Origin of the sequence: Methylomonas sp. MS20 (genome assembly GCF_050275925.1) — a bacterium.
Lineage (GTDB): Bacteria > Pseudomonadota > Gammaproteobacteria > Methylococcales > Methylomonadaceae > Methylomonas > Methylomonas koyamae_A.
Window position 1 is genome coordinate 973,212 of the sequence record NZ_CP189962.1, and the last position, 26,389, is coordinate 999,600.

The 26,389-nt window shown below is 55.1% G+C and carries 32 protein-coding genes and 1 other RNA gene; 17 read left to right on the forward strand and 16 right to left on the reverse strand.

All coding sequences use genetic code 11. The features are described 5' to 3' along the window. Positions 1-53 precede the first annotated feature (53 nt). Both glnE and ACQE3D_RS04295 read left to right on the forward strand, forming a co-directional pair. Positions 54-2,930 (forward strand): bifunctional [glutamate--ammonia ligase]-adenylyl-L-tyrosine phosphorylase/[glutamate--ammonia-ligase] adenylyltransferase, encoded by a 2,877-nt coding sequence (glnE, locus tag ACQE3D_RS04290; RefSeq protein ID WP_313728978.1) that lies wholly within the window; start codon positions 54-56, stop codon positions 2,928-2,930. Positions 2,931-3,281: 351 nt separating this feature from the next. Then, positions 3,282-4,598, forward strand: coding sequence for a methyl-accepting chemotaxis protein (locus ACQE3D_RS04295; RefSeq protein WP_064031159.1), 1,317 nt, complete (start codon positions 3,282-3,284; stop codon positions 4,596-4,598). A gap of 287 nt (positions 4,599-4,885) precedes the next feature. Here the strand turns inward: ACQE3D_RS04295 and ACQE3D_RS04300 are convergent, their stop codons facing one another. Then, positions 4,886-5,026: a hypothetical protein gene (locus tag ACQE3D_RS04300; RefSeq protein WP_313728977.1), complete on the reverse strand. Its 141-nt coding sequence runs from the start codon at positions 5,024-5,026 to the stop codon at positions 4,886-4,888. Positions 5,027-5,545: 519 nt separating this feature from the next. Here ACQE3D_RS04300 and nifH point away from each other — a divergent pair. The 9 genes from nifH (at position 5,546) to ACQE3D_RS04345 (ending at position 12,911) form a co-directional block, all read left to right on the forward strand. Further along, positions 5,546-6,421: a nitrogenase iron protein gene (gene nifH / locus ACQE3D_RS04305; RefSeq protein ID WP_064027244.1), complete on the forward strand. Its 876-nt coding sequence runs from the start codon at positions 5,546-5,548 to the stop codon at positions 6,419-6,421. Positions 6,422-6,521: 100 nt separating this feature from the next. Next, on the forward strand, positions 6,522-8,006 hold the full coding sequence (gene nifD, locus ACQE3D_RS04310; protein WP_064027246.1) for a nitrogenase molybdenum-iron protein alpha chain: 1,485 nt from the start codon (positions 6,522-6,524) through the stop codon (positions 8,004-8,006). 154 nt (positions 8,007-8,160) lie between these two features. Then, on the forward strand, positions 8,161-9,732 hold the full coding sequence (gene nifK / locus ACQE3D_RS04315) for a nitrogenase molybdenum-iron protein subunit beta (protein WP_064027248.1): 1,572 nt from the start codon (positions 8,161-8,163) through the stop codon (positions 9,730-9,732). A 60-nt stretch (positions 9,733-9,792) separates the two neighbouring features. Further along, the gene (gene nifT / locus ACQE3D_RS04320; protein ID WP_064027250.1) at positions 9,793-10,014 is read left to right on the forward strand and encodes a putative nitrogen fixation protein NifT; all 222 of its coding nucleotides are present in this window, start codon (positions 9,793-9,795) and stop codon (positions 10,012-10,014) included. A gap of 3 nt (positions 10,015-10,017) precedes the next feature. Further along, complete coding sequence (locus tag ACQE3D_RS04325; protein ID WP_064027252.1) at positions 10,018-10,218, forward strand: 4Fe-4S binding protein; 201 nt, start codon at positions 10,018-10,020, stop codon at positions 10,216-10,218. A 4-nt stretch (positions 10,219-10,222) separates the two neighbouring features. Then, positions 10,223-10,921, forward strand: a complete 699-nt coding sequence (locus tag ACQE3D_RS04330) for a NifB/NifX family molybdenum-iron cluster-binding protein (protein ID WP_064027254.1) — start codon at positions 10,223-10,225, stop codon at positions 10,919-10,921. Beyond that, positions 10,918-11,184: a DUF6129 family protein gene (locus ACQE3D_RS04335; RefSeq protein WP_064027256.1), complete on the forward strand. Its 267-nt coding sequence runs from the start codon at positions 10,918-10,920 to the stop codon at positions 11,182-11,184. The genes ACQE3D_RS04330 and ACQE3D_RS04335 overlap by 4 nt, the downstream gene beginning before the upstream one ends. Before the next feature lie 7 nt (positions 11,185-11,191). Beyond that, positions 11,192-11,956, forward strand: coding sequence for a 4Fe4S-binding leucine-rich repeat protein (locus ACQE3D_RS04340; protein WP_064027258.1), 765 nt, complete (start codon positions 11,192-11,194; stop codon positions 11,954-11,956). Next, on the forward strand, positions 11,949-12,911 hold the full coding sequence (locus ACQE3D_RS04345) for a hypothetical protein (protein ID WP_313728976.1): 963 nt from the start codon (positions 11,949-11,951) through the stop codon (positions 12,909-12,911). The genes ACQE3D_RS04340 and ACQE3D_RS04345 overlap by 8 nt, the downstream gene beginning before the upstream one ends. A 142-nt stretch (positions 12,912-13,053) precedes the next feature. Here ACQE3D_RS04345 and ssrS read toward each other — a convergent pair. The 3 genes from ssrS to ACQE3D_RS04360 all read right to left on the reverse strand — a co-directional run bounded on the left by ssrS (position 13,054) and on the right by ACQE3D_RS04360 (position 13,774). Further along, positions 13,054-13,233, reverse strand: a non-coding RNA gene (gene ssrS / locus ACQE3D_RS04350) — 6S RNA. Positions 13,234-13,253: 20 nt separating this feature from the next. Further along, complete coding sequence (locus tag ACQE3D_RS04355) at positions 13,254-13,550, reverse strand: cell division protein ZapA (protein WP_064027262.1); 297 nt, start codon at positions 13,548-13,550, stop codon at positions 13,254-13,256. Beyond that, on the reverse strand, positions 13,547-13,774 hold the full coding sequence (locus ACQE3D_RS04360) for a TIGR02449 family protein (protein WP_064027264.1): 228 nt from the start codon (positions 13,772-13,774) through the stop codon (positions 13,547-13,549). Before ACQE3D_RS04360 ends, ACQE3D_RS04355 begins: the two co-directional genes overlap by 4 nt. 107 nt (positions 13,775-13,881) lie before the next feature. On the opposite strand from ACQE3D_RS04360, the gene ACQE3D_RS04365 reads away from it, so the two are divergent. The 3 genes from ACQE3D_RS04365 to ubiH are packed head-to-tail and all read left to right on the forward strand — an operon-like array spanning position 13,882 to position 16,942. Further along, complete coding sequence (locus ACQE3D_RS04365) at positions 13,882-14,409, forward strand: UPF0149 family protein (RefSeq protein ID WP_071155264.1); 528 nt, start codon at positions 13,882-13,884, stop codon at positions 14,407-14,409. Positions 14,410-14,419: 10 nt separating this feature from the next. Continuing rightward, positions 14,420-15,727, forward strand: a complete 1,308-nt coding sequence (pepP, locus tag ACQE3D_RS04370; RefSeq protein WP_313728975.1) for a Xaa-Pro aminopeptidase — start codon at positions 14,420-14,422, stop codon at positions 15,725-15,727. Further along, positions 15,728-16,942, forward strand: a complete 1,215-nt coding sequence (gene ubiH / locus ACQE3D_RS04375) for a 2-octaprenyl-6-methoxyphenyl hydroxylase (protein ID WP_313728974.1) — start codon at positions 15,728-15,730, stop codon at positions 16,940-16,942. Between the two features lie 40 nt (positions 16,943-16,982). On the opposite strand, the gene efpL is transcribed toward ubiH, so the two are convergent. The 7 genes from efpL to ureE form a co-directional block, all read right to left on the reverse strand. Continuing rightward, entirely contained in the window at positions 16,983-17,549 is a 567-nt protein-coding gene (gene efpL, locus ACQE3D_RS04380) for an elongation factor P-like protein EfpL (RefSeq protein ID WP_064026840.1), read from the reverse strand. Positions 17,550-17,552: 3 nt separating this feature from the next. Continuing rightward, positions 17,553-18,281, reverse strand: a complete 729-nt coding sequence (locus ACQE3D_RS04385) for an arginyltransferase (protein WP_313728973.1) — start codon at positions 18,279-18,281, stop codon at positions 17,553-17,555. Beyond that, a complete protein-coding gene (gene aat / locus ACQE3D_RS04390; RefSeq protein ID WP_168032031.1) occupies positions 18,269-18,961 on the reverse strand; it encodes a leucyl/phenylalanyl-tRNA--protein transferase in 693 nt (230 codons plus the stop codon). The genes ACQE3D_RS04385 and aat overlap by 13 nt, the downstream gene beginning before the upstream one ends. A 126-nt stretch (positions 18,962-19,087) precedes the next feature. Then, positions 19,088-19,429, reverse strand: a complete 342-nt coding sequence (locus tag ACQE3D_RS04395; RefSeq protein ID WP_064026847.1) for a hypothetical protein — start codon at positions 19,427-19,429, stop codon at positions 19,088-19,090. Positions 19,430-19,711: 282 nt separating this feature from the next. Beyond that, positions 19,712-20,332: an urease accessory protein UreG gene (gene ureG, locus ACQE3D_RS04400; RefSeq protein WP_313728971.1), complete on the reverse strand. Its 621-nt coding sequence runs from the start codon at positions 20,330-20,332 to the stop codon at positions 19,712-19,714. A 304-nt stretch (positions 20,333-20,636) separates the two neighbouring features. Then, positions 20,637-21,311 (reverse strand): urease accessory protein UreF, encoded by a 675-nt coding sequence (locus ACQE3D_RS04405; RefSeq protein ID WP_168032027.1) that lies wholly within the window; start codon positions 21,309-21,311, stop codon positions 20,637-20,639. Next, positions 21,301-21,732 (reverse strand): urease accessory protein UreE, encoded by a 432-nt coding sequence (gene ureE, locus ACQE3D_RS04410; protein ID WP_064026853.1) that lies wholly within the window; start codon positions 21,730-21,732, stop codon positions 21,301-21,303. The genes ACQE3D_RS04405 and ureE overlap by 11 nt, the downstream gene beginning before the upstream one ends. Positions 21,733-22,192: 460 nt before the next feature. On the opposite strand from ureE, the gene ACQE3D_RS04415 reads away from it, so the two are divergent. Beyond that, complete coding sequence (locus ACQE3D_RS04415; protein WP_313728970.1) at positions 22,193-22,981, forward strand: hypothetical protein; 789 nt, start codon at positions 22,193-22,195, stop codon at positions 22,979-22,981. Here the strand turns inward: ACQE3D_RS04415 and ACQE3D_RS04420 are convergent. The 5 genes from ACQE3D_RS04420 to ACQE3D_RS04440 all read right to left on the reverse strand — a co-directional run bounded on the left by ACQE3D_RS04420 (position 22,896) and on the right by ACQE3D_RS04440 (position 25,021). Then, the gene (locus tag ACQE3D_RS04420; protein ID WP_409521092.1) at positions 22,896-23,390 is read right to left on the reverse strand and encodes an esterase/lipase family protein; all 495 of its coding nucleotides are present in this window, start codon (positions 23,388-23,390) and stop codon (positions 22,896-22,898) included. The genes ACQE3D_RS04415 and ACQE3D_RS04420 overlap by 86 nt on opposite strands. A 351-nt stretch (positions 23,391-23,741) precedes the next feature. Then, positions 23,742-24,056 (reverse strand): addiction module antidote protein, encoded by a 315-nt coding sequence (locus tag ACQE3D_RS04425; protein ID WP_281022366.1) that lies wholly within the window; start codon positions 24,054-24,056, stop codon positions 23,742-23,744. Then, positions 24,053-24,361: a type II toxin-antitoxin system RelE/ParE family toxin gene (locus ACQE3D_RS04430; protein WP_064026859.1), complete on the reverse strand. Its 309-nt coding sequence runs from the start codon at positions 24,359-24,361 to the stop codon at positions 24,053-24,055. The genes ACQE3D_RS04425 and ACQE3D_RS04430 overlap by 4 nt, the downstream gene beginning before the upstream one ends. A gap of 71 nt (positions 24,362-24,432) precedes the next feature. Next, entirely contained in the window at positions 24,433-24,741 is a 309-nt protein-coding gene (locus tag ACQE3D_RS04435; protein ID WP_064026861.1) for a CcdB family protein, read from the reverse strand. Position 24,742: 1 nt separating this feature from the next. Further along, on the reverse strand, positions 24,743-25,021 hold the full coding sequence (locus tag ACQE3D_RS04440; RefSeq protein ID WP_313728969.1) for a type II toxin-antitoxin system CcdA family antitoxin: 279 nt from the start codon (positions 25,019-25,021) through the stop codon (positions 24,743-24,745). Between ACQE3D_RS04440 and ACQE3D_RS04445 the strand changes: the two genes are divergently transcribed. Together ACQE3D_RS04445 and ACQE3D_RS04450 are read left to right on the forward strand one after the other, a co-directional pair. Next, positions 25,022-25,561 carry a hypothetical protein gene (locus ACQE3D_RS04445; RefSeq protein WP_313728968.1) on the forward strand — a complete coding sequence of 180 codons (540 nt, stop codon included), beginning with the start codon at positions 25,022-25,024 and terminating at the stop codon, positions 25,559-25,561. Positions 25,562-25,948: 387 nt separating this feature from the next. After that, positions 25,949-26,305 carry a hypothetical protein gene (locus tag ACQE3D_RS04450; protein WP_313728967.1) on the forward strand — a complete coding sequence of 119 codons (357 nt, stop codon included), beginning with the start codon at positions 25,949-25,951 and terminating at the stop codon, positions 26,303-26,305. Positions 26,306-26,389 lie beyond the last annotated feature (84 nt).

Sequence of the window (26,389 nt, forward strand, 5' to 3'; positions counted from 1 at the left end):
CTGGTTCGAGTTTCGGTATCATGCGGTTTTGCCGTCGATACAGGAAACCGCCCATGCCCATTTTTGCCGCGTTGTCCCGCCATGCCGCTCCGCTGCCCGAGGATTTGCAATCCGTCGCCGCCGGTTTTTGCGAGCGGTTGGCGGCGGTTCTGGACGCCGAACAGGCGGCGGTGCTGGAGCACGAGGCGATCGCGGCGAGTGCCTTAAAGGTTTGCGTTTGCAGTCAATTCGTCGCCGACAGCTGGCTGCGCGAACCGGGCTTGATCGCGGAATTGGCGGCCGCCGGCGATTTGTTCGCGCCGACGCGCCGGGATCAATACGCCGCCGCGTTACGGACGGCCGTTGCCGAGATCGACGGCGAACCGGCGCTGGCCAAGGTCTTGCGCCGGTTTCGGCGTCGGGAAATGGTGCGTATCGCCTGGCGCGATTTGGCCGGCTGGGCCGATTTGGACGAAACGCTGGCCGATCTGACCGCGTTAGCGGAAGCCTGCATAGCCGCCGCGTTGGATTATTTGTACGCTCGGGCCTGCGATCGCTGGGGAACGCCGACGCTAGCCGACGGTAGGCCCTTCAATATCGTGGTGCTGGGCATGGGCAAGCTCGGCGCCTGGGAATTGAATTATTCGTCCGATATCGACTTGATTTTCGCGTTTGCCGAAGACGGCATGTTGACCGGCAAAAAAGAAATCAGTTACGGGGAGTTTTTTACCCGCTTGTGCCGGTCCTTGGTCAAGATGTTGGACGAAATCACCGTCGATGGCTTTGTGTTTCGTACCGACGTCAGGTTGCGGCCGTTCGGCGACAGCGGCCCGTTGATCATGGATTTCGACGGCATGGAAAAGTACTACCTGACCCAGGCGCGGGAATGGGAACGCTACGCGATGATCAAGGCCCGCCAGGTGGCCGGCGACTTCGAAACCGGCCGGCAATTGGCCGCGCTGATCAAGCCCTTCGTCTACCGCCGCTATCTGGATTACGGGGCCTTCGAGGAATTGCGCTCGTTGAAGTTTCAAATCGCTCAGGAATTAAAGCGCCGCGACCGCTTGGACAACGTCAAACTCGGTCCGGGCGGCATCCGCGAGGTCGAGTTCATCGGCCAGGCCTTCCAGTTGATTCGCGGCGGCCAGGAGCCGGTGCTGCAGCAGCGCGAGATTCAAGTCATCCTCGCCGCGCTGGCCGACCTGAAGCTGATGAGCGGCGATGACGTGGCGGCGCTGAAGTTCGCGTACCGCTTCCTGCGCCGCACCGAAAATCATATCCAGGAATACCAGGACAAACAAACCCACGATTTGCCGACCCAGCCGGTGGTCCGGCAAATTTTGGCTTACTCGCTGGATTTCGAGGATTGGGAGGCCTTCAAGCGCGAATTGGATGCCGTGCGCGAGCGGGTGCAGGATACCTTCGAGCAAGTGTTTTCGCTGAGCGAACAGGACACCAAGCAACGCAGTGCCCGGTTGATCTGGACTTGCGCCGCCGACGACGATTTAGCGTTGGAAGCGCTGGCGGACTACGGGTTCTCCGAACCGCGCAATGTGCTGCAAGCCATCGTCGATTTCAAGCACAGCCACGCGGTCAAGCGCATGACCGCTAAGGGCGCGACCATACTGGAGCGGTTAGTGCCGCAGACAATAGAACGCGTTGCCGAGACCGAACACCCCGAAGCCACCTTGCCGCGGGTGTTGAAACTGTTCGAGGCGGTGACCGGCCGGGCCGTCTATCTGTCCTTGTTGGCCGAGAATCCGCAGGCCTTGGCGCAATTGATCAAATTGACCGCCGCCAGTCCTTGGATCGCCGACTATCTGGCGTTGTATCCGATACTGTTCGACGAATTGCTGGATACCGGCGCCCTGTACGCGCCGCTGCAAAAACAGGCGTTGCGCGAGGACTTAGGCTTGGCCCTGAGCCGGGTCGAAGCCCAGGACAGCGAACAATTGATGATCGCGTTGCGCCTGTTCAAACATCAGCATGTGTTGCGGGTGGCGGCGGCCGACATCATGGGCTTTATTCCGGTGATGGTGGTCAGCGATTACTTGACCTGGATCGCTGAAGCAATCTTGGAGCAAGTGCTGACGCGAGCCTGGGCCATGCTGGGCGCCAAGCACGGTTATCCGCCCGTGACCGGACCGGAACCCAAGCATTTCGCGATCCTCGGCTTCGGCAAATTCGGCGGCATCGAACTCGGTTACGGCTCCGACCTGGATTTGGTATTCCTGTACGACGCCGCCGACGGCGATGCGCTCACCGATGGCGATAAGCCGATCGGCACGGCGCAGTTTTATATCAGGCTCGGCCAGAAGATCCGCCATATCCTCGACACCCGGATGCTGTCCGGGGTGTTGTACGAAGTCGATCTGCGGCTGCGGCCCAATGGCGATTCGGGTTTGTTGGTCACGCATATCGGTCATTACGAAGCGTATTTGCGCGATCAGGCTTGGACTTGGGAGCACCAGGCCCTGGTCCGAGCCCGCTTCGTCGCGGGCGACACCGAGTTGCAAGCCACGTACGAGGCGATTCGCGCGCGGATTTTGGCGCTGCCCCGCGATTACCGAGCGCTGCAAACCCAAGTGCGTGAGATGCGCCAAAAGATGCGCGACAATCTGGCGGCCAAGGATCCGGCGGTATTCGACTTAAAACAAAGCGCCGGCGGTATCGCCGATATCGAATTCATCGTGCAGTTTTGTATTCTGGCGCATGCGGCACGGCATTCCGATTTGGCCAAGTACACCGACAACGTCCGGCTGTTGGACGGCTTGCAGGCCCACGGCTTGATGCCGGCCGCCGAAACGGCGCTGTTGAAACAGGCTTACTGCGCCTATCGCGATTACGGCCACCACCAAGTATTGCAAGATCTGAGCGCAACGGCGGCGGCCGGCGATTTCACGGCGCTGCGCGCCGAGGTCGAGCGACTCTGGCAACAATACATGTGTTAGATCCTCGATACGCTAGGCTTGAAACAGGCGTTTGGCGGCGGCAACCACTGCTCGAGCGAGGAAGGAGAGCGTTTTTCAAGGTGCGTTAGCATACGTGGAAAATGCCGGCTGGAAGCGGGTTTATTGGCGTACGGCGTAAAAACATTCGGAGGTGCGTACGCGCGCAGGCGCGTTGGAAATAACCGCAGAAACCGGGCGTTAATTTTTCGCGATGGAGTCCGCTACACTTGTGCTTCGGGTTCGTAGCCGCGTTCTTCCGGAACCCCGCGTCGATGGGCGTGCTAGTTCGGTACGGGGGAAGTTACCGGGGAAGGTGTGGACGAACGCAGAAACTTCAGCACAGAGAATAACATGTTCGATTTCTTCAATCGGCGCTTAAAAACCGACTTGGCCGAGGCTCGGCGCCGCTTGGCCGATGCGACCGATTTTGCCGACGCGATCGAGGCCAATATTGCCACGATCCAGTTTCAGCCGAATGGCACGATCATTGGCGCCAACCGTTTGTTCCTGGATGTCGTAGGCTATTCGGCCGCCGAATTGCAGGGTCAGCAGCATCGAGTTTTGTGCGATCCGGGGCATGTCAATAGCGCCGAGTACGGCGCGTTTTGGAATGCCTTGAAAGCTGGGCGTCAGCAACACGGTACTTTTCAACGCCGCCATAAAAACGGGACGACGCTTTGGCTGGAAGCCACGTATTTTCCGGTTGTCAATCGTCAGGGCGATGTCACGCGCGTGTTCAAGATCGCAGCGGACGTCACCGAGATGCAGGATCGCTTGCGCGACCAATTGGCGATACAAAAGGCCATCGACCGGTCGATGGCGGTCATCGAATTTACGCCCGATGGACAAATCGTCACCGCGAACACCAATTTTCTGAGTGTAATGGGTTACCAGCTCGCCGATTTGGTCGGCAAGCACCATCGGGTGTTGTGCTTCGATCAGTTTTATCGGGATCAACCGAACTTTTGGGAAAAAATCCAGCGTGGCCAGTTCCAATCGGGACAATTTCAGCGCCGCAGTGCGCGTGGTGACAGCGTTTGGCTGGAGGCTTCCTACAATCCGGTGTTCGACGCCGACGGGCACGTGGTTAAAGTGATCAAGTTCGCCACCGACGTGACCGAGAGCGTCAATCGCAATACCACAGTGATCCAAGCCGCCGAGATGTCGTTTTCTACGGCGGAGGAAACCAGCCAGATTGCGCAGAAGGGCGCCGAATTGCTGGCGACATCGGTGACGATGTCCAACGAAATTACCGAGCAGATCAATCAGACCGGTGAGGTGATCAACCAGTTGAACGAACAATCCCGCAATATCGCGGCCATCGTGTCGACGATACGCGAGATCGCCGATCAAACCAATTTGCTGGCTCTGAATGCGGCGATCGAAGCGGCAAGGGCCGGCGATCAGGGACGGGGCTTCGCGGTGGTCGCCGACGAGGTGCGGCAATTGGCGGCCCGCACCAGCAAATCCACCGCCGAAATCGATCAAGTGGTTTACGCCAACCGCAACTTGACCGCGACCGTGACCGAACGGATGGACATCGTCAGAAGCAGCGGCCAATCCAGCAACGAGCAAATCGCACAGGTGTCGAAGGTCATGGACGAAATCTATCTCGGCGCGGTGAACGTTTCCAAAACCGTCGCGTCGTTGCTGACCAACCGCAAGTAAGACTTAGCCGTGCTCGTCGGGGCCGCGATCGGCACGGCATCGAAAGCGTAGCGCGCGACTTCGGAGTGCGGGAACAAAGTCGCCGCGCCTATGCCGGTGAATAGCAGGAGACGGCAGCGAACGGCCTCCGCGCAGGGGGCAACAGGCGGGACATCCACCAGGCGTCGCCTTCCTTCAAATCGACCACCGCAACCTCGCACTGGGTGGCAAGTGCCAGCGTATCGAGTATTTCCATCGGAGCGGCATCGGTGACGACGGTACCCGATATGCCGATGTTGTCCGCCAGTCTAAACGCCGGGTTGCTCGGCGCGGGGCCCGAAATCGATCTTGACGCCCTGGATGTCCAGCAGCGCTTGCCGCCGCGCCAAAAACTCAACCACCACCAATACCAGTGGCGCCAAGCCGGCCAAAATAACCGTCGGGACCAAATAGTTTCCGGCGTCGGCGTTTGGCCAATCCCGGTATCGATGGGTAAGGGCCGGCAGAATGCCGCATGTCAGCTAGATCAATGGCGCGACCAATAGCGCGAGTGTTTGCCGTAAGGCCACGGCGAGAACGTTGAATCGGTCATGGAGATACTCTCGGCGCGTGAGCTTGGGAACGAAATCGGCGCCGGCGGAGCTGATCCGGCTTAACCTCGTTTCAACGTTATATATAGCATCGGTCGAAAAGCCGAAAGCCGGATAAAACGGTATTGACGAACGCCTATCGAGACCGTGGCGCCAAAGGTTTGAAGCCATTCGAAGGGCATCGTTGCAATAACCACACGTAGGCTGTGAGTAAAACGACAGTGGCCAATACAAAATGTTGGGTATACGACTACATTGTTAGGCGTTTTTTGGTTAAAAAATCCTTTATAAATCAGTATCATGACTAACTCCGGCAAACTGGCACGCCCATTGCTGTAGTAGGGTTGTTATTAACAAAGCCCACAAGAGGAGAAAGTCATGGCGAAATTACGTCAATGTGCTATTTACGGTAAAGGTGGTATTGGTAAATCCACCACAACCCAAAACCTGGTTGCCGCTCTGGCGGAAGCCGGTAAAAAAGTGATGATCGTCGGTTGCGATCCTAAAGCCGATTCTACTCGCTTGATCCTGCACTCAAAAGCGCAAACCACCATCATGCATTTGGCTGCCGAAGCTGGTAGCGTCGAAGACTTGGAACTGGAAGACGTATTGAAAGTCGGCTACGGCGACGTGAAATGCGTTGAATCAGGCGGTCCAGAGCCAGGAGTTGGTTGCGCTGGCCGTGGTGTTATCACCGCGATCAACTTCCTGGAAGAGGAAGGCGCATACGACGACGAACTCGACTTCGTTTTCTACGACGTATTGGGTGACGTTGTTTGCGGCGGTTTCGCGATGCCTATCCGCGAAAACAAAGCGCAAGAAATTTACATCGTTTGCTCTGGCGAGATGATGGCTATGTACGCTGCCAACAACATCGCTAAAGGTATCGTCAAATACGCCAACTCAGGCGGCGTTCGTTTGGCCGGTTTGATCTGCAACTCTCGTCAAACAGCTCGTGAAGACGAACTGATCGAAGAATTGGCAAGACAAATGGGCACTCAAATGATCCATTTCGTACCACGCGACAACGTTGTACAACGTGCTGAAATCCGTCGTATGACAGTTATCGAGTACGAACCAACCGCGAAACAAGCCGACGAATACCGCGCTTTGGCTCAAAAAGTTCTGCACAACAAAAACTTGGTGATCCCTACTCCGATCACGATGGACGAGTTGGAAGAGTTGTTGATGAACTTCGGTTTGATGGAAGAAGAAGACGCAACTTTGATCGGTAAAACCGCTGCCGAAGAATAAGTCTTGCTAGAAACCGGCGGGCGGCTTGCCGTCCGCCACCCTATCTGTTCCCAAAAACTGTCTGTTGGGGGATTGCCCACGACATTAGGAGGATAACATCATGGCAGCCATGACAAGAGAAGAGACCGAAGCGCTGATCGCAGAAGTGCTGGAAGTCTATCCCGAGAAAGCCAAAAAAGACCGCGCGAAACATTTGGCGGTCAACGACCACGAGTTGGAAAAATCCAACAAATGCATCACTTCAAACCGCAAATCGTTGCCGGGCGTAATGACCATTCGTGGTTGCGCGTATGCCGGTTCCAAAGGTGTGGTTTGGGGCCCGATCAAGGACATGATCCATATTTCCCACGGTCCAGTCGGTTGCGGTCAATATTCCCGCGCCGGCCGCCGTAACTATTATGTCGGTACCACTGGTGTCAACACCTTCGGTACGATGAACTTTACCTCCGATTTCCAAGAGAAAGACATCGTATTCGGCGGCGACAAAAAACTGGCTAAATGTATCGACGAAATCGAAGCCTTGTTCCCATTGCACAAAGGCGTTTCGATTCAATCCGAGTGCCCGATCGGTCTGATCGGCGACGACATCGAAGCGGTTTCCAAAGTGAAATCCAAAGACATCGGCAAAACCGTTGTACCAGTGCGTTGCGAAGGCTTCCGCGGTGTTTCCCAATCTTTGGGTCACCACATCGCCAACGACGCCATCCGCGACTGGGTTTTGGATAAAAGCGACGGCAAACAACCCGCTTACGAGGTCGGTCCATACGACGTAGCCGTGATTGGCGACTACAACATCGGTGGCGACGCTTGGGCTTCGCGTACCCTGTTGGAAGAAATGGGCCTGAAAGTGGTCGCGCAATGGTCCGGCGACGGTACCATCGCCGAGATCGAAAACACCCCGAAAGTGAAATTGAACTTGATCCACTGCTACCGTTCGATGAACTACATCGCTCGGCATATGGAAGAAAAATATTCCATTCCCTGGATCGAGTACAACTTCTTCGGCCCAACCAAAATCGCCGAATCGTTGCGTAAAATCGCCGCGCACTTCGACGACAATATCAAACAAGGCGCGGAGCGCGTGATCGCTCGCTACAGCGCGGAATACGAAGCCGTTATCGCTAAATACAAACCGCGTCTGCAAGGCAAACGCGTGATGTTGTACATCGGCGGTTTGCGTCCTCGTCACGTGATTGGCGCCTACGAAGACTTGGGTATGGAAGTGGTTGGTACCGGTTACGAGTTCGGTCACAACGACGACTACGATCGTACCATCAAGGAAATCGGCAACGCCACGCTGTTGTATGACGATGTCACCGGCTACGAATTCGAAGAGTTCGTCAAAAAAGTTCAACCTGACCTAATTGGCTCCGGTATTAAAGAAAAGTACATTTTCCAAAAAATGGGTATCCCATTCCGGCAAATGCACTCTTGGGATTACTCAGGCCCATACCACGGCTACGACGGCTTCGCCATCTTCGCCCGCGATATGGACATGACGCTGAATAACCCATGCTGGAAACAAATCAAGGCGCCTTGGAAAACCGAAGCGTCTGAGAGCGAAGCGGTAAAAGCGGTCGCTTAATAGCGAATGCGATGATGCCGTAGGGCACGCGCCATCGCTCCTCGGGGCAATGGGCGTACCCTGCCTTTCGAAGATCGGGCTGTCTGGACAAAGCAGCCCGACTAAATCCAATCAACGCCGGACCACAGATTAGTGGCGCGTTTAGGAGATTATCATGAGCCAAAATGTCGACAAAATAGCCCCTAGTTATCCCTTGTTTCGAACCGACGAATACAAGGAAAATCTTGCCAACAAACGCGCGATGTACGAAGAGCGTCACCCGCAAGATACCATTGACGAAGTATTCGAATGGACGACGACTAAGGAATATCAAGAATTGAACTTCAGCCGCGAAGCGATCACGATCAATCCGGCTAAAGCTTGCCAACCGCTGGGTGCCGTGTTGTGCGCTCTGGGTTTCGAAAAAACCATGCCGTATGTCCACGGTTCGCAAGGTTGCGTGGCTTACTTCCGTACCTACTTCAACCGCCATTTCAAAGAGCCGGTTTCCTGCGTTTCCGACTCCATGACCGAAGACGCGGCGGTATTCGGTGGTCAGAAAAACATGTTCGCGGGTTTGGAAAACGCCAAAGCCCTATATCAGCCGGACATCATCGCGGTATCCACCACTTGCATGGCGGAAGTGATCGGCGACGACTTGAACGCGTTTATCAACAACGCCAAGAAAGAAGGCCATGTTGATCAAGATTTCCCGGTGCCATTCGCTCATACCCCAAGCTTCGTCGGTAGCCACACCACCGGTTGGGACAACATGTTCGAAGGCATGGCGCGCTACTTCACGCTGAAAACGATGGAAGGCAAGGAGCCCGGCAAAAACGGCAAGATCAACTTCGTACCCGGCTTCGAAACCTATTTGGGTAACTACCGCGTCATCCACCGGATGATGAAAGAAATGGGTGTCGATTACACGATGCTGAGCGATCCGACCGAAGTGTTGGATACCCCGGCGGACGGTACTTTCCGGATGTACTCCGGCGGTACCACGATGGACGAAATCAAGGATGCGCCGAACGCGATTACCACCGTGTTGCTGCAACCTTGGCAGTTGGAAAAAACCAAGAAATTCGCCGAAACCACTTGGAACCACGACGTGCCGAAACTGAACATTCCGATGGGCTTGGAATGGACCGACGCGTTGCTGATGAAAGTTTCCGAACTGAGCGGCAAACCCATTTCGAAATCACTGGAAGTCGAACGCGGTCGTTTGGTGGATATGATGACCGACTCGCACGCTTGGTTGCACGGCAAAAAATTCGCATTGTACGGCGATGCGGACTTCGCGTTGGGTATGACCAAAATGCTGCTGGAGTTTGGCGCGGAAGTCACCGACGTGTTGGTTAACCACGCCAACAAACGCTGGAAAAAAGCTTGCGAAGAAATCTTGAAAGCGTCGCCTTACGGTCAAACCGCTACCGTGCATATTGGTCGCGACTTGTGGCACTTCCGTTCGTTGATGTTTACCAATAAACCGGACTTCATGATCGGCAATTCCTACGGTAAATTCATCCAACGGGATACCATGTACAAAGGCGAGGAGTTCGAAGTGCCGCTGATTCGGATCGGCTTCCCGATTTTCGACCGTCACCACTTGCACCGTATGACCACCTTGGGCTACGAAGGCGCGATGTACGTGCTGACTACGCTGGTTAACGCGGTACTGGAGCAGTTGGATAAGGAAACCCGCGGTATGGGAACGACCGACTACAATTACGATTTGATCCGTTAACAAATCGTTTATCCGCGGGGGCAAATGCGAGTTTGCCCCCGCTTTCGTTTGGAGAAATCTATGCCCAGCGTCATGCTCAGAAAACGCGAAGATGGTAAACTGCTGTTCTATGTTGCCAAAAAAGACTTGGAAGAAACCATAGAATCGTTAGAATTCGATGGCGAGGACAAATGGGGCGGCGAAGTCACGTTGGGTGATGGCTCAAAATATTACTTCGAACCGATGAGTCCTCCACCGAAGATCCCAACCACATTGCAAGCCAAGCGATTAGCGGAGGAATAAAGCATGACTCTCTACATTGTTGCCGAGGAATGTATTTCCTGTGGTGATTGCAAACCTGTGTGCCCAACCGACTCGATCAAGGAAGGCGCGGTGGTGTTCGAAATCAACAAAAAAACCTGCACCGAGTGCAATGGTGACTTCGACGAACCGCAATGCGTTAAGGTTTGCCCGATTGACAATTGCATATTGCCGTTAGTGGCATAGTGCCATGCGCCAGTCCGCCTTGACGAGGGAACTGGCTTTGCGTATCGGGTTGGCGTCTCGAGCCCTGCCCGATACCGCTCCCAAATTATTTGTGTCGATTTTGCATGCTTGCGTGGGGCCGGTATTGGACGGCAACACGCTGGCTGAGCTTGGCGAGGACCGCTTCCGTCAGGCGCTGAGCAATTTCGGGATCTCGGCGGACCCGCAAACCGTGCGTTTAACGCTGGGGATATTGCAAAGCATCGCCTTTCCCGATCCGCCCAAGCCGCAAACCTTGCCGGCCGATGCCGCCGGCTCGATATTGGTGGCCGTGGTCAGCGACGATCCGACTCGGATCGCCGGCCATTTCGGCTCTTGCCGCCAGTTTTTGATCTATCAGGTGTCCGCGGACGAAGCTCGGTTAATCGACATCCGTAGTGTGGACATGGATGCTCAGCGGCGTCATGCCGACAAGAATACTTACCGCGCGGAGTTAATCGCCGATTGCCGGGTGCTCTACACCGCGTCCATCGGTGGTCCGGCGGCGGCTAAAGTCGTTAAATTCGGCATACACCCGATCAAGACCGAACTGGGCGCCGTCGTCTCCGAATTACTCAATCAATTGCAAACCGTCCTCGCCGATGCGCCGCCGCCTTGGTTGGCCAAATCGATGGGCATCCGCGCGGGCCGCCGTATCAGTCTCGAACAGGAATCCACTTCATGATCAAACCCGAACAACTGCAAGAAATCGCCGGTAAAATTGGCAGCGAAGTCCTTAACGAAACGGTCGTCGGTATGCTACGCGAAGCCTATACCGACATCCATTTCACCTATTGCATGGACGACGACATTCCCAATAACGAACCTGTGCTCGAGGGGCGGGGTTTTAATTTGTATCTGGTGGATGGCCGTGAACACTGTTTATGCCTGACCCGCGACTACGATCATGCCACCGGCATCGTGATTGCCGAAGTCATCGAGGATTGAGCGCGGCATGGCGGAATCAGACGCTCCCGACTCTACACCGATAGGTGACTGCAGTATCTGTCCCTTCCGCGGCAAAACGCTATTGATGGGGCGTTGCATGCCCGGCGACACTTGCGTGTTCGTCGATAGCGGCCGCCAAATCGACCGGTTTTTCCGGGTCAATCCAGCCTACGCCACGCACTATTTGAACGATAAATTCTGGGAGCGGCGAGCAATCGCGGTACGCTATGCCCCGCAGAAAGCCTTGCAGGCCTTGATACACGACGAGGATGAGGTCGTGCGGCGGGCGGTCGCCTTCCGCTTGCCGGCTCAGCAGTTGCAGAGCTGGATAGACGACCCGGATCGGGAGGTGCGGATGACGGTTGCCGACCGCATCGACCTCGAACATCTCGAGTTATTGGCGAACGATCCGGATTATATCGTTCGCTTGACCGTCGCGAAGCGTTTGCCGCCCGGCCGCTTGTTCCGCTTTATTAAGGATGAGGATTTGCAGGTGCGCAAGCGGGTCGCCGAACGTTTGCCGGAAGTTAGCTTGGGACTGATGGCCGAGGATCCCGCGTCCGATGTGCGGCGCATCGTCGTCGAGCGCATGCCGGCCGACGATGCCGCGACGATGTTGCAAGACCCGGACTGGGTGGTGCGCTATACTGCGGCTGCCAAGGTCGATCCCGCCCGTTTGACGGTACTCGCGGACGACCCGGAACCCGATGTGCGAGAATTGGTACATCAACGCTTGAATTCCACTAACAGCCCCAAAGCCGAACATGACTGAAGCCCGACTCGCGATTGCCGGACAAGACATTGCCGAATGCTGTAAAAAAATCATCCCAGGTCAAACCGACGGACTGTTGCAAAACAAGCTGCAACAACTGATTTCAGATTTCCCGCTCCGCTTGGCCATGATAGGCGACGAGTGGTACAAGCTTGGCGGTGTCGTCGACATGAACGGCACCCGGATCGCCAACGACATCACCGAATGGGTGGAGAGATCCTATATCGAGTGCGGGCAGAATCTGCAGACTCTGATCGAATATGCGCTTGAGCAAAAGCTGATCGCCACCAAACAGACCGGTAAAACGCTGTATTTTGTCGTGCAGACCGGCGATAGGGCAGAAGACTTTACGCTGATCGAAATCGATAAGACTCACGAAGTTTCGGATAGGATGTTGGTTGACGAAGCCAATCCGCCGGACGATTTGGAAGAGTTTATCGATCCGATTCATCCGTTTTGCATCGAGAGCTTCGGTTTCGGCCATTCGCGCTACGCTTATCGGCGCAAAACCGACGTGGCGTTGTTCATGGGCGTGATAGACGAGCGCCATCCCGGAGAGCACTCGGTGCGCCGCTTCATGGACGATTGGAATCGCAGCAGCGCCGGGCAGGTGGCTCGAATGTCGGAAGACTGGATCATTCGACCCTATTCGCATACCGGGCGTTTCGGGGAGCAAATCGTTAACGTCGAGTTGGTCAATACCCACAAACATCATCTGCCGCATCTGGAAGATTTCGCCGGTAAGAAAGGTAGCGCTCTCAGCAATGTGCTGACCCGCTTCGACCGGCAGGCCGGCCATCCGTTCGCCTGGTTTTTCTACATGTTGAAAGGCCGCTTGGTATCAACCCATATTGCCGAATCGGTATTTCGCGATATTTCCGGCGATTTTGCCTACTTGCCCAAGCGCGACGAAGCGGTGTTGCGCGATTGGATTGCCACGCCCTATAACGTGTAACGCAAGCGCCGTCGTCTCCGGGCTACGCGGTTAACTTGGGCCGTGCAGCCCTGCGGGAAGGGTGTTACAGGTATTTGAGATGAGGACTTGGCCGGCGACATCGGTCATGGGATCGAGGTCGGCCAGAGTATGGCTAACAAGAAAATCTCCCGCCTGCGCCGTCTGATACTTTCGTCCTTGAACCGGAGGTTCAAGTGGAAACCAAATCCAGTCAATCAGGCTTCCTGAGTGAACAGGCATGCACACCATGACGGGTAAAAAGCTTCCGGGGCAAATGCAGGTTCAGGAAACACCCAGTACTGCTCGAACGCCGCAGGAGATAGGGTCACTATTCTAAACGAATTAAGGGGTTTCCAAAACGTTTTCTATTTTGCGGCGTAAATCCGCCAATCGGCCGGCCATATCCGGGCTGGAGCTTGCGGCCTTATTGCCGGATGCCAAGTCGTGGGCAAGATTCAATGCCGCCAAGACCGCGATTCGATCAGCGCCGGTGACTTTGCCGGTATCGCGGATTTTGCGCATTTGCCGATCCAGTTCGCGGGCGGAATCGATCAGCGTGTCTTTTTCCTCGGCGGCGCAAGCGATTTTGTATTCCTTGCCCAAGATGTTTAACGATACGGCTTGCATCGTTTTACTCATGAATCGTGCTCCATCGCCTTCAAGCGGGCGATCATCGCCTCGACGCGAGCTTTGGCCAACGTGGTTTTTTCGAGTAGTCTGGCTTTTTCCTTGACCAGGGCATCCTGTTTAATTTTCAAAGACTTATTTTCGTTTTTGACTTGGTTGTATTGTGCTATCAGCGCATCCAGCTTGGCTTCCAACGCTTCGAGCTCGGTAGTTGGGTCTTTTTCGCTTTGAGACATAGCACGGAGAGGAGTTGAACCGATAAGGCGGTATAATCGTCGGGATTTCTTAACAATGTTAGCATAAGCCTCGTGATTAAACAGCCTATCCAGGCGCCAAGAGCCAGATGACTTATCAAACCTTAAATGCCATTTTGGAGCAACACGACGCCGATATGGGCGGCGCCGAAGCGCACGGTATCGCTACCGGTATGTTGTGTGTCGAAACCCGCGCGGACTTTGGCAATTGGTTGCACGAGCTCTTCGACGAAGACCTCGAATTGATCGACGAAGACCGCGAGTTTTTGGCGGGTTTGTTCGAAAAGACCCGGCAACTCCTGGAAAATCAGGATCAGAGTTTCGAGTTCGACTTGCTGATGCCCGACGAAGCCGAGCCGCTCGACGAACAAGTCGAGGCATTGCGTTGCTGGTGCCAGGGCTTTTTGTTCGGGGTTGGCTATGCCAAAACCGACGCGGACTGGCCCGGCGATACCGCCGAAGTGATGCGCGACATGATAGAACTGACCAAAATCGACAGCGATGTCGGTGGCGAAGACGACGAAAGCGCATTGACCGAAATCCGCGAATACGTGCGTGCCTCGGTGTTTACGGTTCGCGACCAATTCGCCGGCGACGGCGATCAACAAAGGCATTGATCTTTTTCTCATGAAACAAAGCGAATTCAAGAAGCGCCGGTCGGCGTTAATGAAACAAATCGGCAAGGGCAACATCGCCATTATCGCCAGTGCGCCGCAGCGCACCCGTAACCGCGACGTGCACTATCCGTTCCGCCAGGATAGCGATTTCTACTACCTGACCGGTTTCAACGAAGCCGAATCGATGGCGGTGTTCATCCCCGGCCGAGAGAAGGGCGAATACATTCTGTTTTGCCGCGAATTCGACGAGAAAAAGGCCCTGTGGGAAGGCGCCCACGCCGGCTTGGAGGGCGCTACCCAGCACTACGAGGCCGACGACTCCTTCCCGATAGCCGATCTGGACGACATCTTGCCCGGTATGCTGGAGAACAAGGGCAAGGTGTACTATCCGATGGGCAAGGACAGCGATCTCGATCATAAGCTGATGGAATGGATCAACAACATCCGCAAGCAATCGCGCTCCGGCGTCAGCGCGCCCGGCGAGTTGGTCGCGCTGGAGCACATCCTGCACGAAATGCGTTTGTTCAAAAGCCCGGAAGAGCTGAAATTGATGCGCCGCGCCGCCGAAGTTTCCGCCAAGGCCCACGTTCGGGCAATGCAAGCTTGCCAACCGGGCTTGTACGAGTATCAGATCGAAGCGGAACTGATTCATGAATTCATTCAGGACGGATTGCGGGCGGTAGCCTATCCGTCCATCGTCGCCGGCGGTAAAAATGCCTGTGTGCTGCATTACGTCGAGAATAAGGACAAGCTGAATAAGGGCGATCTGTTGTTGATCGATGCCGGCGTCGAATGCGACCACTACGCCGCCGACATTACCCGCACGTTTCCGGTTTCGGGCAAGTTCAGCGAACCACAGCGGCTACTCTATCAATTGGTGCTGGATGCCCAAACCGCGGCATTGGCCGAAATTAAACCCGGCAATCCGTGGAACAAGGCCCACGACGCCTCGGTGGAAACGTTGACCAGGGGTTTGGTCGAGCTTGGCTTGTTAAAAGGCCGGGTCAAGAAATTGATCAAGGACGAAAAATACAAACAGTTTTACATGCACCGCATCGGTCATTGGCTAGGCATGGACGTGCACGATGTCGGCGATTACAAAATCAAGGACGAATGGCGCTTGCTGGAGCCCGGTATGGTATTGACCGTCGAGCCCGGCTTGTACGTGCCGGCCCAGTGCGAAACTGTGGACAAACAGTGGCGCGGCATCGGCATTCGGATCGAGGACGACGTGCTGGTGACCAAGGACGGTCACGAGATTTTGACCGGTGGCGTGCCGAAACGCATTGCCGATATCGAAGCGTTGATGAATGCCTAAATGGCCCACGACTACGACCTGATCATCGTCGGCGCCGGCTTGGCGGGCAACTGCCTGGCGTTGGCGCTGAGGAACAGCGGCTTGAAAATCGCGCTGGTCGAAGCCAATAGCCGCGAGCAACTACGCCACTCGCCGGCCGGCGACCGGGCATTGGCCTTGGCGAAGGGTTCCGTCGAGTTGCTGGAGCAGTTGGGCGCGTGGCGCGGCGTGGCCGCCAAGGCCACCGCGATCGCGGACATCCATATCTCCGACCGCGGTCATTTCGGCAAAACCCGGCTGTCGGCGGCGGAACAGGGCGTCGATGCCTTGGGTTACGTGATTGTCGCCCGCGACATCGAACAGCATGCGGCCGACCTGGTCGAAAAAACCGACACTGATTGCCTATATCAAACGCGGGTTGCCGGCTTGATGGCGGGATACGATGCCGTCAACGTCAGCTTGAAGCAGGCCGACGGCCGCTCGTTGAATTTGAGTGCCCAAGTGCTGGTTGGTGCCGATGGCGGCGACTCGACGGTGCGCAAGTTACTGGAAATTCCCCAGCAAGTCAGCGAATACGGTCAAACCGCGCTGGTGACCACGGTGCAATCGGCCTTGCCCAATCGCCATGTCGCTTTCGAGCGTTTCACCGAATTCGGCCCGTTGGCCTTGCTGCCGGTGGCGGCCAAGCAATCCGCGGTGGTGTGGACCCGCAGCCACGAGCAAGCCGAAGCCTTGTTGGCCGTCAACGATCGCGAATTCCTCGCCGAACTGCAAAACTGTTTCGGTTACCGTTTGGGCGAACTGAAACTGGTCGCGCCGCGCCGCGCATTTCCGCTGAGTTTGATCCGCGCCGAAAGTATGGTGGCCGACCGGACCGTGATCATCGGCAACGCCGTCCACCAATTGCATCCGGTGGCGGGTCAGGGCTTCAATCTGGGTATTCGCGACGTCGCCTTGTTGGCGGAGTTGTTGATGGACCAGCACGATCACGGCGGCGATCTCGGCGCGGCCAGTCTATTGCGCGACTATAGCCGGCAACGCCGCCAGGATCACGACCGTACGATCGGTTTTACCGATACCGTGGTCCGACTGTTCTCGAACAACCGCTTGCCGGTGGCCGCGTTGCGTAACGCCGGTCTGGCGGTACTGGATCACCTGCCGTTCGCCAAATCGGCGCTGGCCAAGCATGCGATGGGCTTGGCCGGTAAATTGCCGAAATTGGGTAAGGACGAATAATCGCGGCCGCCGCTCCGGCGAGGCGGCCGGGCGGTATGGCTCAAGCTCTGGACGAAAATTCGCCGGTTTCGGTGTTCACCTTGATGATCTCGCCGGTTTCGATGTATTCCGGGATCTGCACTTCCAGGCCGGTCGTCAATTTCGCGGTTTTGGTGCGCTTGGTGGCGCTGGAGCCTTTCATCGCGGGCGGCGTTTCGACAATCTGCAACGTGACCGTCGTCGGCAATTGAATGCCCAGCGGCGCGTCGTCCATCAGCAACATGATGATGCCTTCCAGGCCGTCGCTCAAATACAGGGTCTGGCCTTCCAAATCCTCCGCCGCCAGCGCGTATTGCTCGTAAGTCTCGCTGTTCATGAAGTAATAGGTTTCGCCGTCCTGGTAGGAATACTGCACGTTGCAGCGCGAGCAATCCGCGGCCTTCAGCATGTCGTCGCTCTTGAAGGTTTCGTCCAGCTTTTGGCGGGTTTTCATGTGGGTGAAGCGGACTTTGTACAAGGTCGTCGCGCCGCGCGACGTCGGATTGCGCACATCGATGCTTTTGACGACATAGGGTTCGCCGTTGATTTCGATAGCGGTTCCTTGCTTGAGTTCGTTGGCTTTAGGCACTGCTTATTCCTCGTGGATTGAAGGGGGTAAAAGGGATTGCCATTGGCCGGCGATCAGGCCGGACAGCGGTTGATAGTCGATTTTGTAGCGCATTTTACGGCATTCGGCGATCCAAAAACCCAGATAAACGTAGGGTAGCTCCAATTGTTTGGCGTATTCGATCTGCCACAGCACCGCATACACGCCGGGACTGTAGGCCGCCAGGGCCGGGTCGAAAAAGGTATATACCGCCGACAGGCCGTGATCGACGACGTCGACGACCGCGACGGCCGCCAGCCGGCCTTCGATCAAGAATTCGACGAAATGGGTATCGCACCAACGGCTGCCGAGAAAACGCAAATAATCTTCCTCGCTCGGCGGCGCTTCGTCCGGTTTGTCGTGGCGAGCCCGCAGATAGGTTTGATAAAGCCGGAAATGGCGAGGATCGAATTCGGCGCCGCGTATGACGGTCCGGGTGGATGTGTTCCGCGTCAGGCAACGGCGTTGTTTGCGGTTCGGTTGGAATTCTCGCACTGGAACGCGGGTGGGTATGCAGGCTTGGCAGTGGTCGCAATGCGGCCGGTACACGTGATCGCCGCTACGCCGGAAGCCCAGTTCGATCAGGCGCGAATAAACGGCGGGATCCAGTTCGGTATCGGGATGGACGAAGGCCGAGCGAGCGCGCCGATCGTCCAGATAGGCGCAATCCTGTTCGCCGCTCAGCCAAAGAGAAATCGATTTTAGATTTGCCACGCTTGCGGATGCGGTGCCTGTTTGCACAAGACGGCCAGTGCCGCCGCGAATTCGCGGCGCGGGATGTCCTCTGCGCCTAAACTGAGTAAATGATCGCTACTGACTTGGCAGTCGATCAACTGGTAACCCCAGCTATCCAAATGACGCACCAAATCCACGAATGCGACTTTCGACGCATCGGTGGCGCGATGGAACATCGATTCGCCGAAGAACACCCGGCCGATCGCCAGACCGTACAAGCCGCCGACCAGTTCGCCGTTTTGCCAGGTCTCCCAGGAATGCGCGACGCCGAGTTGATGTAGCGTTTGGTAAGCGGCGCGCATATCGTCGGTGATCCAGGTGCCGCCATCCTCCCGGCGCGGCGCAGCGCAGGCCTCGATGACCTCGGCGAAAGCCGTGTCGCGGCGGGTTTCGAAATGCCCTCTACGCAGAGTTTTCGCCAGGCTGCGCGATACGTTCAAACTCTGCGGAAACAATACCAGGCGTGGATCGGGCGACCACCACAAGATCGGTTCGCCGGGGTTAAACCACGGAAACGCGCCGTGCCGGTAAGCGTTAACCAGACGCCGAGGCGATAGACAACCGCCTATCGCTAGCAGGCCGTTAGGCTCGGTCAGCGCGCGTTCCAACGGCGGGAACGCTTGACCGGGGCGCAGGGGGTCGAGAACGCTGAGTTGCATGCTGGCCGGACGTGAATGAATGGAGTTGCCAACATTGTAAAGCAAACCGGCTTACGGCGGATTGCTGGCGGGCGGCGGCCGTTAAGACTTCGCGGTGGGCGGGTATCGGTCTGGCAGAAAACGGACTCACGTATTCAGCGACAGTCCCAACACGAAATCGACCAGATTGAACGTCAAGCCAAAAATCGCTAGTTCCAGTTTGGCGGGAGATTTAAACAGCGAGGTCGCGGCCAGCATCATGCCGCAAGCATTGGCGGCCAGGAAACCGTATTGCATCAAGCGTAATACCAACAGCGAATTGTGGACGGGACCGTCGCTGGCTTGCACCGCGAACGACAACGGTAGCAAGAACGTCAGCCAGACTATCAGCGCGATGCCGCCAATAATCAATGCCGATCTGGCATAGCCGTACGAGCGATAGCGTCGCTTGCGGAGATTGGTCTGGCGGGAGATTTTGTTGTGGGTCAAGATGGACGCGGGCGGGTTTGTAACGGATATTTAGTTCTAAACGCTTGGGTGGGCAAAGTCACGGATGATGGCTGAAAACTGTCGCGCGGTGCAAATAATATTTTGCACTCCAAACGGCGCGGACTAATACTGTTAAGTTGCCGCGCCGCGAATGCACGCAAAACATGCCCGATGCCGATTAGGCACTGTTTAGAACCAAATCAATGCGGCGTTCGGAGGTAATGAAGAGCGGGGGGATTCGGCAACGAAGTCGTCGACAAACCCCAGAACGGCAAGCCCGGTTTAAACCGGCGCGGCCAACATGCCTTGGGTGACGATGAATTGAGCGACGGCGTCCAGGCCAACGCCGGCCTTGATATTGGTAAACACGAACGGCCGCTCGCCGCGCATTTTCTTGGCGTCGCGGTCCATCACCTCCAACGACGCACCGACGTAAGGCGCCAGATCGATTTTATTGATCACCAATAAATCCGATTTGGTAATGCCGGGGCCGCCCTTGCGCGGAATTTTGTCGCCGGCCGAGACGTCGATTACGTAAATCGTCAAATCGGCCAGTTCCGGGCTGAAGGTGGCGCTGAGATTGTCGCCGCCGCTTTCCACCAACACGAAATCCAGCTCCGGGAAGCGCTCGCACAACTCGTCCACCGCCGCCAGATTCATAGACGCATCTTCGCGGATCGCGGTATGCGGACAGCCACCGGTTTCCACACCCAGGATGCGTTCTTCCGGCAGCGCCTGGCTACGGATCAGAAATTGCTGATCCTCGCGGGTGTAAATGTCGTTGGTGACCACGCCGATTTGAAAATCCTCGCGCATGCGTTTGCACAAGGCGTCCACCAACGCGGTTTTGCCGGAACCCACCGGGCCGCCGACGCCGATTCTCAATACCTGTTTGTCGTTCATGTTGTCTCCAGTTGCCCGGATGCAATCCGGGGATTTAAGTTGATCCAACCTCGATTCCGCTGTACGGCAGCGAGGATGCGTCTCTCGGTAGCGGCGAATTATTCACCCGGCCCGCTTTATCACCGGTATTCCGTTCGGGCCGAGCTTGTCGAAGCCTGAGGTGGCAAGCTTTTCGACAGGGCGAACAGAGCGTAGGGCAATGCCGTTAAGTTAAGCCGTTCGTGGTGAGCCTGTCGAACCATGAACGGTTTAACTTAACGGCATCGAAGCGCAAGCTGGGCGCAGTAAGTGCCCACCTGCGATCTCAAGACCTAAACAGCCGCGAATACTGCATCTCGTGCCGGCTACTGGCCAAAGCCAGACCGAAACAACTGCCGCCGATCTGATCGTCATTCAATTGCAACGCCCGCTCGACCAAAGCCGGCAACTCGCCGGCCAAGCTTTGCAGCAACTGCTGCCCGGCCACCTGGCCCAGCGGCACCAGCTTGATCGCACCCAGCACCTGATTTTCCAGCCAGCCCCACAAATAACCGGCAACCGCATCGGCTTTATCGATTTGCCAGCGGGTTGCCGCCAGCGCAAACAAGGCCGCCAAGGTCGCATCGGGCCGTTTTTGCCAAGTCTGGGCTTCCGGCATCTCCAACTTGATCAGCAAGCGCGCCAGGGCCTGGCCGGTCTGCTTGTCCTCGGCGCGCAATTCGGCGGTTTCCCGGCAGGCGCTCAGGGTTTGGCTCCAATGCGTGACAGCCGTAAGGTCATTGGTCCGCCAGGCATCGTACAACCTTGCCAACAACGGCGCATCGACCTTGCCCAAGCCGTTGTGCAACAAGCCGCGCAGCCAGTCGCCGGTTTGTTCGGCATTGGTTACCCAGCCGTCATGCACCGCCGTTTCCAGCCCCTGGGAATAGCTGTACATGCCGATCGGCAAACTGGGGCTGACCAGTTGCAGCAGCCGCAACAAGCTTAAATCAGTGACCATGGCTGTGGTAAGCGCCGGCTTCCGGTTCGAACGGCAGGGTTTGATGCTCGACGGTCAAGCCCAAACCGACCAGCATTTGATCCAGCACATGATCGGTCAAAAACCGCAATTCGCCGGGCAAAATTTGCAAGGCCACGTGACGGTTGCCCAAGTGGTAACAGGCGCGGGCGAACAACATCGGATCGGCGCATTTCACCACCGATAAGGCTTCCGGCGCGGCGTTGACCCGCACCTTGAAGCCCTGGGCGTTGGTTAGCACCGCGCCGTGCTTCAAGGTTTGCCCTCTGGGCAAAAACACCCCGACTTGAACGCCGCCTTGGGTAATGGCCGGTTGCCGGGACTTTTGCCGGGCCTCGAAGGGCAGGGTTAGGGTGTCGTCGGGAGATTCTTGGGATTCTGTGGTTTCGGTGAGTTTTAGCATTTGGTTTTTTTGTGTAGGTCGGGTTAGCGAAGCGTAACCCGACACGTCGGCTTCCAGATTACTTGATGTCTTTTGGTCTTGTTGTGTCGCTGTCGCGACGGTTTTTTTACATGTCGGTTCGCGGACCGACAACCGCGTTACTTTCGCTACGAAAATCGTCCCTGGTTTTCGCCCTTTGGCCAACCTGTCGGTTGTTCATATTCATTCCAAACGAATTTGTGCTTGGCCTCGGCAATTGCTCCATGCCTTGCTATACCTCCGGCATCCATATGGAAAAAGCCCCTCTCCCTTTGGGATAAGGTTGGGATGACGGAAACAAAATAAAGCTTTCTTGCCTATTTATCGCTCTCACCCTAGCTCTTCCTGAGGCAGAGGGGAGCATCCGTTCTTAACTAAATGGCAGTGGCGCAGCGCGTGGGGAAGCATAAAATTATCAGCAGCCACCGCCGCCTTCGTTTGAATGATTACTGGGGCCAATTTTCCGCCATTCACTATACCCGCAGCGTTTGCAACGATAGAAATATTCCAATTCATATACGGCTTGTTTCAATTGCCGGCTCTGGCCGGTTTTATTAAACGACCTGTATTCCTGGCAATGCGGGCATTGGTCAATGAAACACAAACCGATACAAACCACAAACAACAAAATCAGTATGAAAAATGCCATTTAATGACGCTTATTTATTTGATGTCGCTGTCGGGGCGGGTGGTTGAAATGTCGGGTCTCGGCCCGACAGCCACGATACTTTCGCTACGAAAATCATTCCTGGTTTTCTCTCTACTGGCCTTGATGTCTTTTGGTTTTGTTGTGTCGCTGTCGCGACGAGTTTTTTACATGTCGGTTCGCGGACCGACAACCGCGATACTTTCTTTTGCTTGGCCAAAAGAAAGTATCCAAAGAAAAGGCCATCCCATGCCGCTTGAATCACTCGGTACATTCATATACCTCGCCCTTCGAGTGCTATCGCATGCAAATCGGCTATCCTGTCGATTTGCCCTGTGCTCCGAAGGGTTTGAGCGGGGGCTCGAATGGGCATTCAGCCCCTGCGAAAAACGCGATGTATCCTTGCATCGCCCCTGCGGACAAATCCGCCTCAACCCTCCGGTACTCGGCGCGGCGTCAGGGGAGAAAAAAACTCCCAACATTAATGCTGTCTTGTTTCTTATCGTTCCGAAACTCCAGCGTCGGAACTACTCAAGACGTGGGTTAATTGCTTTGCAATATGGGTGTAAACCCTTTGGTTGCTAACCATAAGCTTATGTAACGGTGCATTGATTTTATGGTTGCTAGCCATTCGCCATTCGGAGCTTTTGGACGGCACTATCATCGCATCTAGCGGCGTTCTATACGTATGTAAGGCAATATGCGCAAGCTTGTTTTCGGACTTGGCTAGTTCATTAAGTAACGGGCTATTCGGCCTTAAATCCTTTACGCCTTGGCCGGGGTACAAATACGCGGTTAGCGTTCCTTTGAGCGGACCGGATATCGCGAAAAAAGCTTTTGTCCGTCGATAGCCGTCTAATTGTTGCAAGTAATAACGGGATACTATTGTGCCCATACTAAAACCGACAACGGCAATCGGCTCATCGTTACTAACTTGTTCGTCAATATATTGCTTCAGTTTTTCAGATAGATCGGCAATTCCTAGTCGCAGCATCTGCTGGTTTTAAGTCAGGTGCAAAGCATTGATGACCGTTTGCTTCCAATTTCGCGATTAAACGGTGAAATATTCTTCCTGTATCAAATATGCCATGGACAAGTATTACTTTCATAATCGGATATTTAGGATATTTGTTGTATTGTTGAGCCGATTTTGAAGTGCCCAGGTTGAGCACGATTTAGCCAGCGTAGTCCAATGGGATGGACTCCTCCCCCCTAGCGGCATCGAAGTGCCGGAGGGGTAAACTTAAGTGACCCAACAAACGGATAACGACACCTAAAAACACAAAAACCATCAAGTAGGGTTTGCTTCGCAATATATGCCCATGGATAACGCTATAAACCAAACTCAAGCCATTTTCCGATCAGAATCATCCGAAAGATGGACGTTAAATTTCAGTCCCAATGCATTTGTCACCTTCAAAATAGTGCCGAAACTTGGATTACCCTCGCCGGACAACGCTTTATATAAACTTTCCCGCCCCATACCGGTATCCTTGGCCAACTGCGTCATGCTGCGGGCGCGGGCGACATTGCCCAAGGCTTTGGCGATAAAGGCGGCGTCGTCGCCGGCTTCTTCGAAACAAGCTTGCAAATACAATTCGATGTCTTCGTCGGTTTGTAAATGCTCGGCCGAATCCCAGCGTTTTAATTTGATTGTCATGATTGCTCCTTAATTTGTCTGGCCAACTGAATAGCGGTCTTGATGTCTTGAGCCTGCGAGGACTTATCGCCGCCAGCCAGTAGTACAACGATTTCGTAGCCGTCTCCACGTTGCGTGTAATAAATCCGATAACCCGGACCGGTGTTGACGCGCATTTCGGATACGCCTTCGCCAACCGGTTTGCAATCGCCGAAATGACCATCCTCGGCACGGTCGATACGCATTTGGATACGACGTTTGGCCTGAATGTCTTTCAAGCCGGTAAACCAGTGGTCGAAAAGCTCGGTCGTTAAAACGGTTTTCACGTTCCGATTGTATCCTAATTTATACAGATATAAAGCGATTGATCGGACTTAAACATTCCAGCCTTTCAACATCAAAACAAAAAATCCAACGCCGCCCTAATCTCAAACCGCAAAGCCTCCAGCGATGTTACCGGCTCCGTCAATATTCTTACCGGAACCGCAGCCAATTCCGGCATTTCCAAAACGTATTCGACGCCGTCGATGTCCAAGACCGGCATTAAATTAGCCGGTAACGAAATCGCCCGGAAGCGGTCGCGGCGCCGTAACGGGACCACAATCCGGCTATCCAAGCCATTCAAAACATCGCTTTGCACATCCAACAAAAAGGGTGCATCGGCGGATTTGTCGCTGTTATTGCCGTAGACCTCGAAACGCGCCATGTCAGAAGATCCGGAATTCGTCTAGCGGTAAACCATCTTGTTCCAAGATTTGGTTATAGGCCGAAATAAATTCGGCATGTTCCTGCCGCCAACTGCTTTCGCGCTCGCTACGCACCAGTTCGCGCAAGTAGCGGTCGCAGGCTTGCGAAATATTCATGTTCAACGTCTTGGCTTCGGCCAGCACGTCGGCGGACAAGGTGAGATTGGTGGCTTTTTGACTGTGCTGTTGGGTGCCATGATTACGCCTTAATGCGTCTAATGTATGCGCAACATAATGCACATGACAGCTAATGCTTGTACATCGGGTGAATTCCCCATGCAGTGCCGAGCATCGGAGGGTTCGACTGGTAACCAAGCTCCAGCTTGGTTACCTGATCTTGGAAACTCCCGTTTCCCGGTCAAATCAATCAAAGCTGGCGTTTTCAAGGCGCGGTTCCCAAACTGGAGTTTGGGGAACCGCCGCAAGTCTTTTTGCTTTTCGTTTAATGCTCTGAGCTTCACGCGCAAGGCTTTTTGCCTTTCGTTTATTGCTCGGAGTCTCGCGCGCAAATCTTTTTGTGTTGCGTTTATCGCTCGGAGCCTCGCACGCAAGTCTTTTTGTGTTGCGTTTATTGCTCGGAGCCTTGCGCACAAGGCTTTTTGGCTTGCGTTTATCGCTCGGAGCCTTGCGCGCAAGGCTTTTTGCCTTGCGTTTAATGCTCTGATCCTTGCTCGCCAGTCTTTTTGCGTTGCGTTTGCCGCCGGAGACAGCATCGACAAGACAATTGGCGTTGTTGGCCCGGTTTCGAATCGCACCGCACCCGTTAAACGCTTTGAGTAGCGCAAGCCGCGCCTTGGATTTACCACCGCAAACTAGGCATGTCCGGCTGGGCGCCGCAGTGCCGATGCTGTCTCAAACCCCAGATGCCCGCCGCATATCGCGAGATACCGAGAGAGTCATCCGCGTTTGCGCCAATGGCCGCCCGAAATAAAGCGTGGAAACCGTCACACTTTTCCAGTCTAAAACTTAACAGAGCGCCAAGGATAGTTTCCCTAAATTAACACCGTCCCAAACAGTTTCGCGGAGATTAAAAAAATGATCGCGAAGACCTACGGACACACTGCCCTTGCATTTGGATATTACCCATTTCCGAGTAAGTGGTATTCCAGATTTAAGCGCAGTGATTGCCAATTAATCCTTGTGTTTACTATCTTTTAGGTGAATCTCATGAAAACCATCAAAAATCTGTTGTTAATGCTGTCTGTAGTTGCTGCTTCCATGTTTGGCGCTAGTGCCGCCAATGCGGCGAGTTGTGGCGGAGGTTGGACTTATGTCTCCGGTGTCTACGAATATAATGTAAACGGCAACACATACGGTTATATTTACACGGTGCCCGAGCACAGCGTATTGCCGGGCTATACCAACTATTTCTTGACTTATAATCAAACCGCCTTGATCCAGGCAAAAATGGCGCTGCAAAACCATCAAAGCTTGTATTTGTACGGTGATTCCGGCACTGCAGCCTGCCCAACTTCCGGATCTTTCCGCTACCTGGGTACTTTAACCTATCTGTACGAGTATTAATCGCTAAACCGGATCATGCGGAATCTTTGGCCTGATTCGTCCGACCGAGATTCCGCTCCGAGCAAACTCAAACTAGGTCAAGGT

Coding starts and splice junctions, on each gene's coding strand:
- ACQE3D_RS04325 (WP_064027252.1), top strand. CDS start 10,018: ATGACTCTCTACATTGTTGCCGAGGAATGTATTTCCTGTGGTGATTGC.
- ACQE3D_RS04420 (WP_409521092.1), bottom strand. CDS start 23,390: ATGCTGCGACTAGGAATTGCCGATCTATCTGAAAAACTGAAGCAATAT.
- ACQE3D_RS04345 (WP_313728976.1), top strand. CDS start 11,949: ATGACTGAAGCCCGACTCGCGATTGCCGGACAAGACATTGCCGAATGC.
- ubiH (WP_313728974.1), top strand. CDS start 15,728: ATGGCCCACGACTACGACCTGATCATCGTCGGCGCCGGCTTGGCGGGC.
- ACQE3D_RS04365 (WP_071155264.1), top strand. CDS start 13,882: ATGACTTATCAAACCTTAAATGCCATTTTGGAGCAACACGACGCCGAT.
- ureG (WP_313728971.1), bottom strand. CDS start 20,332: ATGAACGACAAACAGGTATTGAGAATCGGCGTCGGCGGCCCGGTGGGT.
- glnE (WP_313728978.1), top strand. CDS start 54: ATGCCCATTTTTGCCGCGTTGTCCCGCCATGCCGCTCCGCTGCCCGAG.
- ACQE3D_RS04450 (WP_313728967.1), top strand. CDS start 25,949: ATGAAAACCATCAAAAATCTGTTGTTAATGCTGTCTGTAGTTGCTGCT.
- nifD (WP_064027246.1), top strand. CDS start 6,522: ATGGCAGCCATGACAAGAGAAGAGACCGAAGCGCTGATCGCAGAAGTG.
- ACQE3D_RS04425 (WP_281022366.1), bottom strand. CDS start 24,056: ATGACAATCAAATTAAAACGCTGGGATTCGGCCGAGCATTTACAAACC.
- nifK (WP_064027248.1), top strand. CDS start 8,161: ATGAGCCAAAATGTCGACAAAATAGCCCCTAGTTATCCCTTGTTTCGA.
- ACQE3D_RS04405 (WP_168032027.1), bottom strand. CDS start 21,311: ATGGTCACTGATTTAAGCTTGTTGCGGCTGCTGCAACTGGTCAGCCCC.
- ACQE3D_RS04335 (WP_064027256.1), top strand. CDS start 10,918: ATGATCAAACCCGAACAACTGCAAGAAATCGCCGGTAAAATTGGCAGC.
- ACQE3D_RS04295 (WP_064031159.1), top strand. CDS start 3,282: ATGTTCGATTTCTTCAATCGGCGCTTAAAAACCGACTTGGCCGAGGCT.
- ACQE3D_RS04415 (WP_313728970.1), top strand. CDS start 22,193: ATGATTACTGGGGCCAATTTTCCGCCATTCACTATACCCGCAGCGTTT.
- ACQE3D_RS04445 (WP_313728968.1), top strand. CDS start 25,022: ATGACAGCTAATGCTTGTACATCGGGTGAATTCCCCATGCAGTGCCGA.
- ACQE3D_RS04435 (WP_064026861.1), bottom strand. CDS start 24,741: ATGGCGCGTTTCGAGGTCTACGGCAATAACAGCGACAAATCCGCCGAT.
- nifT (WP_064027250.1), top strand. CDS start 9,793: ATGCCCAGCGTCATGCTCAGAAAACGCGAAGATGGTAAACTGCTGTTC.
- ACQE3D_RS04360 (WP_064027264.1), bottom strand. CDS start 13,774: ATGTCTCAAAGCGAAAAAGACCCAACTACCGAGCTCGAAGCGTTGGAA.
- pepP (WP_313728975.1), top strand. CDS start 14,420: ATGAAACAAAGCGAATTCAAGAAGCGCCGGTCGGCGTTAATGAAACAA.
- ACQE3D_RS04340 (WP_064027258.1), top strand. CDS start 11,192: ATGGCGGAATCAGACGCTCCCGACTCTACACCGATAGGTGACTGCAGT.
- nifH (WP_064027244.1), top strand. CDS start 5,546: ATGGCGAAATTACGTCAATGTGCTATTTACGGTAAAGGTGGTATTGGT.
- aat (WP_168032031.1), bottom strand. CDS start 18,961: ATGCAACTCAGCGTTCTCGACCCCCTGCGCCCCGGTCAAGCGTTCCCG.
- ACQE3D_RS04355 (WP_064027262.1), bottom strand. CDS start 13,550: ATGAGTAAAACGATGCAAGCCGTATCGTTAAACATCTTGGGCAAGGAA.
- ACQE3D_RS04330 (WP_064027254.1), top strand. CDS start 10,223: ATGCGCCAGTCCGCCTTGACGAGGGAACTGGCTTTGCGTATCGGGTTG.
- ureE (WP_064026853.1), bottom strand. CDS start 21,732: ATGCTAAAACTCACCGAAACCACAGAATCCCAAGAATCTCCCGACGAC.